The following is a 12,287-nucleotide window of genomic DNA, read 5'->3' as shown; positions in this document are numbered from 1 at the left end:
CGCCATGCTTCAGTTCATCATCCGACGCCTCCTCGGCGCCGCCCTCACCTTGTTCCTGATCGGGGCGGTCACGTTCTTCCTCTTCGTCGCCGGCCCGTCCGACTACGCCTCGCTGGCGTGCGGCAAGGACTGCTCGCCGACCCGGATCGGGGAGATCCGTGAGGCGCTCGGGCTCAACCTCCCCATCGCGAGCCAGTTCTGGCAGTTCATGTCGGGCATCGTGATGGGACGCGACTTCCCGACCGGCCACTGCGACGCCCCGTGCCTGGGCGTGTCGTTCTACTCCGGTGACCTGGTCTGGGACACGATCATGGACCGCTTCCCGCTGACCCTGTCGCTGACCATCGGCGGTCTGGCGATCTTCCTGATCGTGGGTCTCGGTACGGGTCTGCTCGCCGCCTGGAAGCGCGGCACCGCGGTGGACAAGATCGCTTCCAGCACCTCCATGGTGCTCAGCTCCTTCCAGATCTACTTCCTCGGGCCGATCGTGCTGACGATCTTCGTCTACAGCACCGGCTGGATGGAGAACCCCACGTACGTCCCGTTCACCGAGGACCCGGTCGGCTGGCTGGTGGGGCTGTCCCTGCCGATGATCGTCATGGCCACCATCTTCACCGCCCAGTACACGCGTATGGCGCGCTCGTCGATGATCGAGCAGCTCCAGGAGGAGCATGTGCGCACCGCGAGCGCCAAGGGGCTCTCGCAGAAGTACGTGTTCTTCCGCTACGCCTGGCGCGGTTCGCTCATCCCGATCGTCACCATCGTCGGCATCGACATCAGCGCCCTGCTGGGCGGCGGTGTCGTCACCGAGATCACCTTCTCGCTGCAGGGCATCGGGCGGCTCGCCGTCGACGGCGCGGTGAACAAGGACCTCCCCCTGACCATGGGTGTGATGCTGTTCGGCGCCTTCTTCATCCTGCTGGTGAACATCCTCACGGACATCGTGTACGCCTACATCGACCCGCGTGTCCGGCTCTCCTAGGAAGACCCACCAACCGTGAGCACTCTCACCAAGACCGAAGACACCCCGGCAGCCACCGCCCCGGAGGCCTTTCTCTCGGTCCGCGACCTGCGGGTGCGGTTCTCCACCGAGGACGGCATCGTCAAGGCGGTCGACGGGCTCTCCTTCGACGTCGAGCGCGGCAAGACCCTCGGCATCGTGGGCGAGTCGGGCTCGGGCAAGTCCGTCACCAACCTGACGGTCCTGGGCCTGCACAACCGCAAGACCACCGACATCCAGGGCGAGATCTTCCTGGACGGCCAGGAGCTCAACTCCACTCCGGAGAGGGGCCTGGAGAAGCTGCGCGGCAACAAGGTCGCGATGATCTTCCAGGACCCGCTGACCGCGCTCTCGCCGTACTACACGGTGGGCCGCCAGCTCTCCGAGCCGTTCATGAAGCACCGCGGCGCCTCCAAGAAGGAGGCGAGGGACCGCGCGATCGAGATGCTGACCAAGGTCGGCATCCCGCAGCCGCAGACCCGCTTCAACGACTACCCGCACCAGTTCTCCGGCGGTATGCGCCAGCGCGCCATGATCGCCATGGCCCTGATGTGCGACCCCGAGCTGCTGATCGCCGACGAGCCGACCACCGCGCTGGACGTCACCGTGCAGGCGCAGATCCTCGACCTGCTCAAGGACCTCCAGCAGGAGTTCGGCTCCGCGATCGTCTTCATCACCCACGACTTGGGCGTCATCGCCAACATGGCCGACGACCTGCTGGTGATGTACGCGGGCCGGGCCGTGGAGCGGGGCACTGTCCGCGAAGTCCTGCAGACCCCCTCGCACCCCTACACCTGGGGCCTGCTGAGCTCGATGCCGCGGCTGACCGGCGACATCGACGAGGAACTGGTGCCGATCCCGGGCTCGCCGCCCAGCCTGCTCAACCCGCCTTCGGGCTGCCCGTTCAACCCGCGGTGCGCGTACTCCGGCCATGTCGCCGACTCGCTGTGCACCACCGAGCGCCCGCCGCTCGCCCCGGGCCGCGCGGCCGCCTGCCACCTGACGACCGGGCAGAAGCAGACGATCTTCGTCGACGAGATCAAGCCCAGGCTGGGCTAGGAAGACGCAGGGACATGAGTAACAACGTCACTCTGCCGGAACAGCAGGGCCCGGAGGCCGGCACCGCCGCCACCCGCGAGCCGCTGCTGTCCGTCGAGAACATGAAGATGCACTTCCCGATCTACGGCGGCTTCCCGATCAAGCGCAAGGTCGGGGCGGTGCAGGCGGTCGACGGGGTCGACTTCCAGGTCTTCCCCGGCGAGAGCCTGGGTCTGGTGGGCGAGTCCGGCTGCGGCAAGTCCACCACCGGCCGGATGGTCACCCGGCTCCTGGAGCCGACCGCCGGGAAGATCACCTACTCCGGGCGGGACATCACCCACGCCAAGCGCCGGGAGCTGGCACCGATCCGGTCCGAGATCCAGATGATCTTCCAGGACCCCTACTCCTCGCTCAACCCGCGCCAGACCGTCGGCACGATCATCAAGTCGCCGATGGAGATCAACGGGATCAACCCGCCCGGCGGACGCGAGAAGAAGGTCCGCGAGCTGCTGGAGCTGGTCGGCCTCAACCCCGAGCACTACAACCGCTTCCCGCACGAGTTCTCCGGCGGCCAGCGCCAGCGCATCGGGGTGGCCCGGGCGCTCGCCCTGGAGCCGAAGCTGATCGTCGCCGACGAGCCGGTCTCCGCGCTCGACGTGTCGATCCAGGCGCAGGTCGTCAACCTGCTGCAGAAGGTGCAGGAGGAGCTGGGCATCGCCTTCCTCTTCATCGCCCATGACCTGGCCATCGTGCGGCACTTCTCGCACCGGGTCGCGGTGATGTACCTGGGCAAGATCGTGGAGATCGCGGACCGGGAGTCGCTCTACACCCGGCCCCGCCACCCGTACACCCACGCGCTGCTCTCGGCGGTGCCCGAGGTGGATCTGGACACCGAGCACAAGGAGCGCATCCGCCTCGCCGGCGACGTGCCCTCCCCGATCTCCCCGCCGTCCGGCTGCCGCTTCCGCACCCGCTGCTGGAAGGCGCAGGACAAGTGCGCCACCGACGACCCGCCGCTGGTGCAGATCTCCGGGAACAAGGAGGGCCACCTGACGGCCTGCCACTTCCCCGAGGAGCCCTCCACCGAGGCCCGCGTCGAGGACGTGGTGATGGACCCGGCGCTCGCGGCGCTGGAGAAGGACCACACCGAGGACTGACCCCCGCTCCGGCGGGGCCCCCACCCGCCAGGGCCGCTCACGCCCGCGCCCCGGCCGTCTCCACGGTCGGGGCGCGGGCGTTGTACGTGGCCGGGACGATGACAAGGGGGCGGGCCGCCCCGGTGCCCGGCACCGGGGCGGCCCGCCCCTTCCCTCGTGCTCCCGTGGGGTCAGGAGTACTGAAGCGCCCACAGGTTGCTGTTGTGCTTGACCGGGTAGGTGCCCGGCTTCTTGTAGACCGTCTCCAGCTTGCACGCGCCGCCGGCGCCCGAGTAGACCCGGTACTTGTGCGCGGTGAAGCTCTTCGCCTCGTGGTACATCATCAGCCGGCCCTTGGACTTGCCCGCCTTGCGCTGGACGGTGGCGGCATAGGACCAGCGGTCGGACTTGGTCCAGGACTTGCCGATGGTCGCCGAGAAGGACGCGCTGGCCTTGGTGAAGATCACACCCGCCTCGGCGCCGATGGTGGCGGTGCCCTCGGCCTTCCAGGTGCCTTCCTTGCTCTTGGCGTAGGTGATCGTCACACCGGGGCGCGCCCAGTCGCTGTGGACGTTGGTCGGCTTCCACACCGTCTTCTTGTTGATGATGGCGATGTAGGTGCCGCGGTCGGCGCAGGCCGCCTGCGCCGGGGAGGCGGTGGCGATGATCGCCCCACCGCTCGCGAGCGCGGTGGCCAGCACGACATTGAGTGCACGTCTCAAGACAGGGTCCTCTTCTCCCGTTGCCGGTCCGGCCGGCGGGCCGTCCCGATGGGGATGAGACTGCCGTGCCTTTGATCGTGAACACAGCAAGTTGAGCAAGATCTGAGCTGTGGATTTGGCCGAAAACAAGCGGAGTTCGGAGTTCCTGGCAGTCCGTCCGGACATGTCCGTGGCGTGCCGGGCGGAGGAGCCTCCTCCGCCTCACCCGTACGGCGCAGCATGCCGCCCACCCGGACGCGTCCGGCGTGCCCCTCGCGCCCGCCGGGGCGATGGTCGGGTTCCGACGCCGTGGCGCCCGCACGGCGTGAGCCCGCCGAGCGCCCGGGAGGACCCATGCGGAAGGCCACCCCCGCCGCCTTGGCCGCCTGCGCGCTGGCCGCCGTGCTCGCGCTGGCCTCCTGCACCGGGCCGCCGGCCGCGGCGGGCGGGCCCGACGGGATCCTCACCTCCTCCTGGGGCGACCCGCAGAACCCGATCGAGCCGGCCAACACCAACGAGGTCCAGGGCGGCAAGGTCCTCGACATGGTCTTCCGCGGCCTCAAGCGCTACGACCCGAGGACCGGCGAGGCGCAGGACATGGTGGCCCAGTCCATCACCACCGCCGACGCCCGCACCTTCACCGTCACCCTCAAGCCCGGCTGGACCTTCTCCGACGGCGAACCGGTCACCGCCCGCTCGTTCACCGACGCCTGGAACTACGGCGCCCATGTGGACAACACCCAGAACAACTCCCCGTTCTTCGCCGACATCGAGGGCTACGACCAGGTCCACCCCGAGTCCGGGAAGCCCACCGCGAAGACCATGCGGGGCCTGAAGGTCACCGGCGAGCGCACCTTCACCGCCACCCTGACCGCCCCCTACCCGGCCTGGCCGGACACCCTGGGCTACCAGGCGTTCCTGCCGCTGCCCCGGGCGTTCTTCACCGACCACGACGGCTGGCTGGACAAGCCGGTCGGCAACGGCCCGTACCGGATCGAGTCCTACGCCAAGGGCAGCGGGATGAAGCTGCGCCGCTGGGGCGGCTACCGGGGTCCCGACCGGGCCCGCAACGGCGGCGTGGACCTGGTCGTCTACACCGACAGCAACACCGCGTACACCGATCTGATGGCCGGCAACCTCGACCTGGTGGACGACGTCCCCGCCACCCAGCTGAAGTTCGTCAAGAGCGACCTGGGCGACCGGTACACCAACCAGCCGGCCCTGATCATCCAGACCCTGGTCTTCCCGATGTACCGCAAGGAATGGGCCCGCCCCGGGATGGCGAAGGTGCGCCGGGGGCTGTCCATGGCCATCGACCGCGAGCAGATCACCCGCCGGATCTACCAGCGCACCCGCACCCCCGCCGACGACTGGACCTCGCCCGCGCTGGGCGCCGGCGGAGGCTACCGGGCGCTGTGCGGGGACGCCTGCCGCTACGACCCGGCCGCCGCCCGCCGGCTGATCGCCGAGGGCGGCGGGCTGCCCGGCGGAAAGCTGACGCTCACCTCCAATGTGGACACCGGCTCCCACCGGGCCTGGATGGACGCCGTCTGCAACAGCGTCAACAACGCCCTGGGCAAGCGCACCGCCTGCACCGTGGACCCGATCGGCACCTTCGCCGACTTCCGCAACCGGATCACCTCCTACCGGATGAGCGGACCGTTCCGCTCCGGCTGGCAGGCCGACTACCCGCTGATCCAGAACTTCCTGGAGCCGCTCTACCGCTCCGGCGGCTCCTCCAACCACGGCAAGTTCAGCGACCAGGCCTTCGACACCCTGGTGGACACCGCCAACGCCCGCCCCGACCCGGCCGACGCGGTCGGCGACTTCCAGGCCGCCGAACGCGTCCTCGCCGCCCAGATGCCGGCCATCCCGCTCTGGTACCAGAACGGCAGCGCCGGCTGGTCGAAGCGGCTCAGCGGAGTGGCCCTCAACCAGTTCAGCGTCCCCGTCTACGACCGGATCACGGTCGTCTGAACCCGCAGGGAGGACCGATGGGGCGGTATGTGATCCGGCGGGCGCTGCAGATGGTGCCCGTCTTCCTCGGCAGCACCCTGCTGATCTTCGTCATGGTGTACGCGCTGGGCGACCCGGTCGCCGCGCTCTTCGGCGACAAGGCCCCCGACCCCGCCACCGCCGCCCGGATCCGCCACGACCTCTACCTCGACCAGCCGCTCTGGCGGCAGTACCTGCACTACATGGGGCAGATCCTGCACGGCGACTTCGGCTCCGCCTTCAACGGCCAGCCGGTCACCGAGCTGATGGCCGCCGCCTTCCCGGTCACCCTCAAGCTCACCCTGGTCGCCGTCGCCCTGGAGGCCGTCTTCGGCATCGCCCTCGGGGTGGCGAGCGGACTGCGCCGGGGCCGCCCGCTGGACACCGGGCTGCTGGCACTCACCCTGATCGTCATCTCGGTGCCCACCTTCGTCTCCGGCTACCTCCTCCAGCTGGTCTTCGGGGTCAAGCTCGGCTGGACCCGGCCCTCGGTCTCACCCGCCGCCCGCCTGGACGAACTGCTGCTCCCCGGCCTCGTGCTGGCGCTGGTCTCGCTGGCGTACGTCACCCGGCTCAGCCGTACCTCGGTCGCCGAGAACGCCCGGGCCGACTACGTCCGTACCGCCGTCGCCAAGGGGCTGCCCCGCCACCGGGTGATCAGCCGCCATCTGCTGCGCAACTCGCTGATCCCGGTGGTCACCTTCATCGGCGCCGACATCGGGGCGCTGATGGGCGGCGCCATCGTCACCGAGCGGATCTTCAACATCCACGGCGTCGGCTACCAGCTCTACCAGGGCATCCTGCGCAACAACGCTCCCACCGTGGTCGGCTTCGTCACCGTCCTGGTCATCGTCTTCCTGCTGGCCAACCTGCTCGTCGACCTGCTCTACGCGGTCCTGGACCCGAGGATCCGGCATGCCTGACACCCGCGACCCGGCCGCCGGTCCGGACGACGCCCGCTCCCCGTACGGCTCCGCCGCCCCGTCCTCGTACGGCGATCCCGGCCCCTCTCCCTACGGCAACCCGCGCGAGGCCGTGGCGCCCACCGGCGGCGGGGGAGCGCTGGACCTGGCCGCCGGCGAGGCGGGCACCCTGGGCGCGCCCGAGCGGCCCCGCAGCCTCTGGTCCGACGCCCGCCACCAACTCGCCCGCGACCCGGTCTTCCTGCTCTCCGCCCTGCTCATCGCCTTTCTGCTGTTCATCGCCGCCTGGCCCGGGGCGCTGGCCAGCGGCGACCCGCTCTCCTGCGATCTGGCGCTCTCCCAGGAGGGCTCCCGGCCCGGCGCGCCCTTCGGCTACGACACCCAGGGCTGCGACGTCTTCACCCGCACCGTGTACGGGGCCCGGGCCTCCATCACCGTCGGGGTCTGCGCCACCCTGGGCACCGCCCTGCTCGGCGGGGTGCTGGGCGCGCTGGCCGGGTTCTTCGGCGGCTGGTGGGACGCCCTGCTCTCCCGGCTGGCCGACGTCTTCTTCGGCATCCCGGTGATCCTCGGCGGACTGGTGCTGCTCTCGGTGGTGACCAGCTCCACGGTCTGGCCGGTGGTCGGCTTCATCGTGCTGCTCGGCTGGCCCCAGGTGGCCCGGATCGCCCGCGGCGCCGTGCTCGCCACCGCTCAGGCCGACTACGTCCAGGCGGCCAGGGCGCTGGGCGCCGGCCGGGGCCGCACCCTGCTGCGCCATGTCGCGCCCAACGCCATCGCCCCGGTCATCGTGGTCGCCACCATCGCGCTGGGCACGTATATCGCCCTGGAGGCCACCCTCTCCTTCCTCGGCGTCGGCCTGCGCCCGCCCACCGTCTCCTGGGGCATCGACATCTCCAACGCCGCCCCGCAGATCCGCAACGCCCCGCACATGCTGCTCTGGCCCGCCGGGGCGCTCAGCCTCACCGTGCTCGCCTTCATCCTGCTCGGCGACGCCGTTCGCGACGCCCTCGACCCCAAGCTGCGCTGACCCCCCGTACGCCACCGGTACACCAGCGAGGAGCCGCCGCCGTGTCCGACACCCTGCGCCCGACGACCCCGGCGCCCACCGCCACCGCCGCACCCGCACCGGACGGACCCCCGCCCGCCGCCCCGCTGCTCGACGTCCAGGGCCTGCGGGTGGAGTTCCGCACCCGGGACGGGGTGGCCCGGGCGGTCAACGGGGTCAGCTACCAGGTCCACCCCGGCGAGACCCTGGCCGTGCTCGGCGAGTCCGGCTCCGGCAAGTCGGTCACCGCCCAGGCCGTGATGGGCATCCTGGACACCCCGCCCGGCCGCGTCACCGGCGGCCGGGTCCTCTTCCACGGCCGCGATCTGCTCACCCTCCCCGAGGACGAGCGCCGCAAGCTGCGCGGGGCGCGGATGGCGATGGTCTTCCAGGACGCGCTCTCCGCGCTCAACCCGGTGATGACCGTCGGCGACCAGCTCGCCGAGATGTTCACCGTGCACCGAGGCGCCTCCCGGCGGGACGCCCGGGCCCGGGCCGTGGAGCTGATGGACCGGGTCCGCATCCCGGCCGCCCGGGAGCGGGCCCGCGACTACCCGCACCAGTTCTCCGGCGGGATGCGCCAGCGGATCATGATCGCCATGGCCATCGCGCTCGAACCCGAGCTGCTGATCGCCGACGAACCCACCACCGCCCTGGATGTCACCGTCCAGGCCCAGGTGATGGACCTGCTCGCCGAGCTCCGCCGCGACCTGGGCACCGCCCTGGTCCTGATCACGCATGACCTCGGGGTGGTCGCCGAGGTCGCCGACCGGATCGCCGTGATGTACGCGGGCCGGATCGTGGAGACCGCCCCGGTGCACGCCCTCTACGAGCGCCCGGCCCACCCCTACACCCGGGGCCTGCTGGACTCCGTACCGCGGCTGGACCGGCGGGACGGGGAGCTGTACGCGATCCAGGGGATGCCCCCGAGCCTCACCCGGGTGCCGCCCGGCTGCGCCTTCCACCCCCGCTGCCCGCGCGCCCGGGAGCTCTGCCGCACCGAGGAACCCCCCTCGCACCCGGTCGCCGACGGCCGCGCCAGTGCCTGCCACTTCTGGAAGGAGACCCTCGATGACCTCCGCTGAGGCCGCACCCCGTCCGGCCACCGAGAGCGGCGGCGCCGAACCGCTCCTGGAGGTCACCGACCTGGTCCGGCACTACCCGCTCACCCGGGGCGTGCTGCTGCGCCGCCAGGTCGGGGCGGTACGGGCCGTGGACGGCGTCTCTTTCACCCTCGGGCCCGGCCGCACCCTCGGCGTGGTCGGCGAGTCCGGCTGCGGCAAGTCCACCCTGGCCCGGCTGCTGGTCGGCCTGGAACGCCCCACCTCCGGCCGGGTCCGCTACCGGGGCGAGGACATCACCCGGCTCTCCGGGCGCGCCCTGAAGGCGGTGCGCCGCAACATCCAGATGGTCTTCCAGGACCCGTACACCTCGCTCAACCCCCGGATGACGGTCGGCGACATCATCGGCGAGCCCTTCGAGATCCACCCCGAGGCCGCCCCCCGGGGCGACCGCCGCGCCCGGGTGCGGGAACTGCTGGAGCTGGTCGGGCTCGACCCCGAGCACGCGAGCCGCTACCCGCACCAGTTCTCCGGCGGTCAGCGCCAGCGCGTCGGCATCGCCCGGGCGCTGGCCCTGCGCCCCGAGGTGGTGGTCGCCGACGAACCGGTCTCCGCCCTCGACGTCTCCGTCCAAGCCCAGGTGGTCAATCTGATGCGCCGCCTCCAGGACGAACTGGGCCTCGCCTATGTGGTCATCGCCCACGACCTGTCGGTGGTGCGGCACATCTCCGACCAGGTCGCCGTGATGTACCTCGGCCGGATCGCCGAGTACGGCACCGCGGAGCAGATCCACGACCACCCCACCCACCCGTACACCCAGGCGCTGCTCTCCGCGGTGCCGGTGCCCGACCCCCGGCTGCGCGACCGGGGCGGCCGCATCCTGCTCACCGGGGACGTGCCCTCCCCGGCCAACCCGCCCTCCGGCTGCCGCTTCCGCACCCGCTGCTGGAAGGCGACCGAGCGCTGCGCCGAGCAGACCCCGCCGCTCGCGGTGCCCGCCGCCCTCGCCGACGACCCCACCCCGGCCCGCCACCCCTCGGCCTGCCACTACGCGGAGACCCGCGCCCCGTCCCCGTAACATCCCCGCAACTCCGGTGACCCGCCTCCGATATACGGACGCGTCAGGCTGGACGCAGTACGGCCGTGCGGGTGCCGTCGGACCGGCCGGGGCGGGCTGCCGCCCCGGCCGGTCCTCCTTGCTCCCGGCTACTTCAGGCCCAGCGACCGCTTCAGGAAGTCCACCTGGAGCAGCAGCAGGTTCTCGGCCACCTGCTCCTGCGGGGTCATATGGGTCACCCCGCTCAGCGGCAGCACCTCATGCGGACGGCCCGCCGCCAGCAGCGCCGAGGACAGCCGCAGGGTGTGCGCCACCACCACGTTGTCGTCCGCGAGACCGTGCACGATCATCATCGGCCGGGCCGGACTCGAAGGGGCCGACAACCCGTCGTCGGTGACCAGCGAGGCGTCCGCGTACACCTCGGGCGCCTCGGCCGGATGCCCCAGCACCCGCTCCACGTAGTGGGTGTCGTAGAGCCGCTGGTCGCTCACCGGGGCGCCCACCACGGCCGCGTGGAACACATCGGGCCGCCGCAGCACCGCGAGCCCGGCCAGCCAGCCGCCGAACGACCAGCCCCGGATCGCCACCCGGTCCAGGTCCAGCGGGAAGCGGCCGGCCAGTCCGTGCAGCGCCGCCACCTGGTCGTCCAGGGTCAGCGTCAGCCGCCCCCTGATCGCCTTCTCCCAGGCCGGCGAGCGCCCCGGGGTGCCCCGGCCGTCCGCCACCACCACGGCGAACCCCTGGTCGGCGAACCACTGCGAGGTGAGATACGGGTTGTGCGCGGCCACCACCCGCTGGCCGTGCGGACCGCCGTACGGGTCCATCAGCACCGGCAGCGGCCCGTCGCCCTCCCGGTGGTCCCGGGGCAGCAGCACCGCGCACGGGATCTCGTCCGGGCCCGAGGCGGTGAGCACCACCCGCGGCGAGAACACCGGCCGCTCCGCGTACGAGACCACCTCCGCGACCTGCTTGCCGGCCCGCAGCACCCGCACCGCGGCGCCCGGCTCCTCCGGCCGGGCCGAGGCCAGCACGGTCACCTCACCGCAGCGCACCGCGGTGTGCACCCCCGGTCCTTCCGAGAGGCGCTCCACGCCGGAGCCGTCTACCCGGTACACATGAATCTGGCCAATTTCCGGATCCTCGGCCGCCGCCCCCGCCGAGGCCGTCACCAGCACGTCCTCCGCGCCCACGTCCAGCACCGCCCGCAGATGCAGCCGGGCGTCGGTCAGCTCCCGCTCGCCGACCGCCAGGGCCCGCGCCCCGCTTTCGTCGGTGATCCGCACCAGCTCCCCGCCCGGCGTCAACGCCGGCACCCCCGGGTTCAGCTCCAGCCAGTCCGCGTCCCGCTCCTCGCGCACCAGTGAGGTGGTGCCGGTCGCGGTGTCCACCGCCAGCTGGTGCTGGAGGCGCTGGTCCCGGGCCTGCACCAGCAGCAGCGGCGCCCCGCCCGAGGACCAGTGCACCCGGGCCAGATAGGGGAACGCCGTCCGGTCCCACTCCACCTCGGTGCGCGCCCCGTCCAGCCCCACCAGGAACAGCCGCACCTCGGCGTTGTCCGTGCCCGCCGCCGGGTACGGCACCGCCGCCGGCTCCCGGTCCGGGTGCGCCGGGTCGGAGATCCACCAGCGCCGCACCGGGGCGTCGTCGGCCCGTGCCACCAGCAGCCGGTCCGACTCCGGCGACCACCAGAAGCCCCGGTGGCGCCCCATCTCCTCGGCCGCGATGAACTCCGCCAACCCGTAGGTGACCGTCTCCGCCTCCGGCTCGGCCAGCGCCCGGTCACCACCGCCGTCCGCGCCCACCACCCGCAGTGCCCCGCCCGCCGTGTACGCCACCAGCCGGCCGTCCGGCGAGGGCCGCGGGTCGATCACCGGCCCCGGCACCGCCAGCTCCCGGGCGGTCCCGGCCCGCAACTCGGCCGTGAACAACCGCCCCGACAGGGTGAAAGCGGCCAACTCCACGGCCCCGTCCACCGCGTAGCCCACGATGCCGCCGCCGCCCTCCCGGCTGCGCTCCCGGCGGGCCCGCTCCTCCGCCGGCAACTCCTCCTCGGCGCCGCCCAGCAGCGCCGACGGGTCGGCCGCCACCCGCTCGCGGACCTCGCCGTCGAGGTCCAGTACCCACAGGCTGCCGGCTCTGTCCGTCCCCGAGGGGGAGCGCAGGAACGCCACCCGGGAGCCGTCCGGCGCGATGGTGAACGCCCTTGGCGCGCCGAGGGTGTAGCGCTGCGTCCGGGCGAACTGGCGAGGAAAGGAGAGCCGTTTGGTCGAGGTCTCATGATGGGAGGTCATACGACCGAAACTAGCGGTCGTGCGCCCCCGTGTGCTG

General features: G+C 71.9%; 10 protein-coding genes. 8 read left to right on the top strand and 2 right to left on the bottom strand.

Annotated elements, in window-relative coordinates:
* The first annotated feature begins 4 nt into the window (after positions 1-4).
* From ABZ945_RS03890 to ABZ945_RS03880, 3 genes are read left to right on the top strand one after another with little or no spacing between them, the layout of a single operon-like run.
* On the top strand, positions 5-982 hold the full coding sequence (locus tag ABZ945_RS03890) for an ABC transporter permease (protein WP_361263376.1): 978 nt from the start codon (positions 5-7) through the stop codon (positions 980-982).
* A gap of 15 nt (positions 983-997) precedes the next feature.
* The gene (locus ABZ945_RS03885) at positions 998-2,059 is read left to right on the top strand and encodes an ABC transporter ATP-binding protein (RefSeq protein ID WP_361263373.1); all 1,062 of its coding nucleotides are present in this window, start codon (positions 998-1,000) and stop codon (positions 2,057-2,059) included.
* A gap of 14 nt (positions 2,060-2,073) precedes the next feature.
* Positions 2,074-3,195 carry a dipeptide ABC transporter ATP-binding protein gene (locus ABZ945_RS03880; RefSeq protein ID WP_361263371.1) on the top strand — a complete coding sequence of 374 codons (1,122 nt, stop codon included), beginning with the start codon at positions 2,074-2,076 and terminating at the stop codon, positions 3,193-3,195.
* A gap of 170 nt (positions 3,196-3,365) precedes the next feature.
* Here the strand turns inward: ABZ945_RS03880 and ABZ945_RS03875 are convergent, their stop codons facing one another.
* Entirely contained in the window at positions 3,366-3,896 is a 531-nt protein-coding gene (locus ABZ945_RS03875) for a hypothetical protein (protein ID WP_361263368.1), read from the bottom strand.
* 333 nt (positions 3,897-4,229) lie between these two features.
* Here ABZ945_RS03875 and ABZ945_RS03870 point away from each other — a divergent pair, with 333 nt between their 5' ends.
* The 5 genes from ABZ945_RS03870 to ABZ945_RS03850 all read left to right on the top strand — a co-directional run bounded on the left by ABZ945_RS03870 (position 4,230) and on the right by ABZ945_RS03850 (position 9,980).
* The gene (locus ABZ945_RS03870; RefSeq protein ID WP_361263365.1) at positions 4,230-5,852 is read left to right on the top strand and encodes an ABC transporter substrate-binding protein; all 1,623 of its coding nucleotides are present in this window, start codon (positions 4,230-4,232) and stop codon (positions 5,850-5,852) included.
* 17 nt (positions 5,853-5,869) lie between these two features.
* Positions 5,870-6,793, top strand: a complete 924-nt coding sequence (locus ABZ945_RS03865) for an ABC transporter permease (RefSeq protein WP_361263362.1) — start codon at positions 5,870-5,872, stop codon at positions 6,791-6,793.
* Entirely contained in the window at positions 6,786-7,823 is a 1,038-nt protein-coding gene (locus ABZ945_RS03860) for an ABC transporter permease (protein WP_361263359.1), read from the top strand. Before ABZ945_RS03865 ends, ABZ945_RS03860 begins: the two co-directional genes overlap by 8 nt.
* A gap of 125 nt (positions 7,824-7,948) precedes the next feature.
* The gene (locus ABZ945_RS03855) at positions 7,949-8,926 is read left to right on the top strand and encodes an ABC transporter ATP-binding protein (protein WP_361263846.1); all 978 of its coding nucleotides are present in this window, start codon (positions 7,949-7,951) and stop codon (positions 8,924-8,926) included.
* Positions 8,913-9,980, top strand: coding sequence for a dipeptide ABC transporter ATP-binding protein (locus ABZ945_RS03850; protein WP_361263356.1), 1,068 nt, complete (start codon positions 8,913-8,915; stop codon positions 9,978-9,980). Before ABZ945_RS03855 ends, ABZ945_RS03850 begins: the two co-directional genes overlap by 14 nt.
* Positions 9,981-10,108: 128 nt before the next feature.
* Here ABZ945_RS03850 and ABZ945_RS03845 read toward each other — a convergent pair whose 3' ends face one another.
* Positions 10,109-12,250 carry a prolyl oligopeptidase family serine peptidase gene (locus ABZ945_RS03845; protein WP_361263353.1) on the bottom strand — a complete coding sequence of 714 codons (2,142 nt, stop codon included), beginning with the start codon at positions 12,248-12,250 and terminating at the stop codon, positions 10,109-10,111.
* Between the last annotated feature and the right edge of the window lie 37 nt (positions 12,251-12,287).

The sequence above is a fragment of the Streptomyces sp. NPDC046887 genome (genome assembly GCF_040644755.1).
Taxonomy (GTDB): Bacteria; Actinomycetota; Actinomycetes; order Streptomycetales; family Streptomycetaceae; genus Streptomyces; species Streptomyces lichenis.
The sequence above is the reverse complement of the archived record's forward strand: the minus strand, read 5'-3'. Positions and strand labels throughout refer to the sequence as shown.

Bases quoted from the DNA above. Each gene is read 5' to 3' on its own strand.
- ABZ945_RS03890 (WP_361263376.1), top strand. From the start codon at position 5: ATGCTTCAGTTCATCATCCGACGCCTCCTCGGCGCCGCCCTCACCTTG.
- ABZ945_RS03880 (WP_361263371.1), top strand. From the start codon at position 2,074: ATGAGTAACAACGTCACTCTGCCGGAACAGCAGGGCCCGGAGGCCGGC.
- ABZ945_RS03870 (WP_361263365.1), top strand. From the start codon at position 4,230: ATGCGGAAGGCCACCCCCGCCGCCTTGGCCGCCTGCGCGCTGGCCGCC.
- ABZ945_RS03865 (WP_361263362.1), top strand. From the start codon at position 5,870: ATGGGGCGGTATGTGATCCGGCGGGCGCTGCAGATGGTGCCCGTCTTC.
- ABZ945_RS03860 (WP_361263359.1), top strand. From the start codon at position 6,786: ATGCCTGACACCCGCGACCCGGCCGCCGGTCCGGACGACGCCCGCTCC.
- ABZ945_RS03850 (WP_361263356.1), top strand. From the start codon at position 8,913: ATGACCTCCGCTGAGGCCGCACCCCGTCCGGCCACCGAGAGCGGCGGC.
- ABZ945_RS03845 (WP_361263353.1), bottom strand. From the start codon at position 12,250: ATGACCTCCCATCATGAGACCTCGACCAAACGGCTCTCCTTTCCTCGC.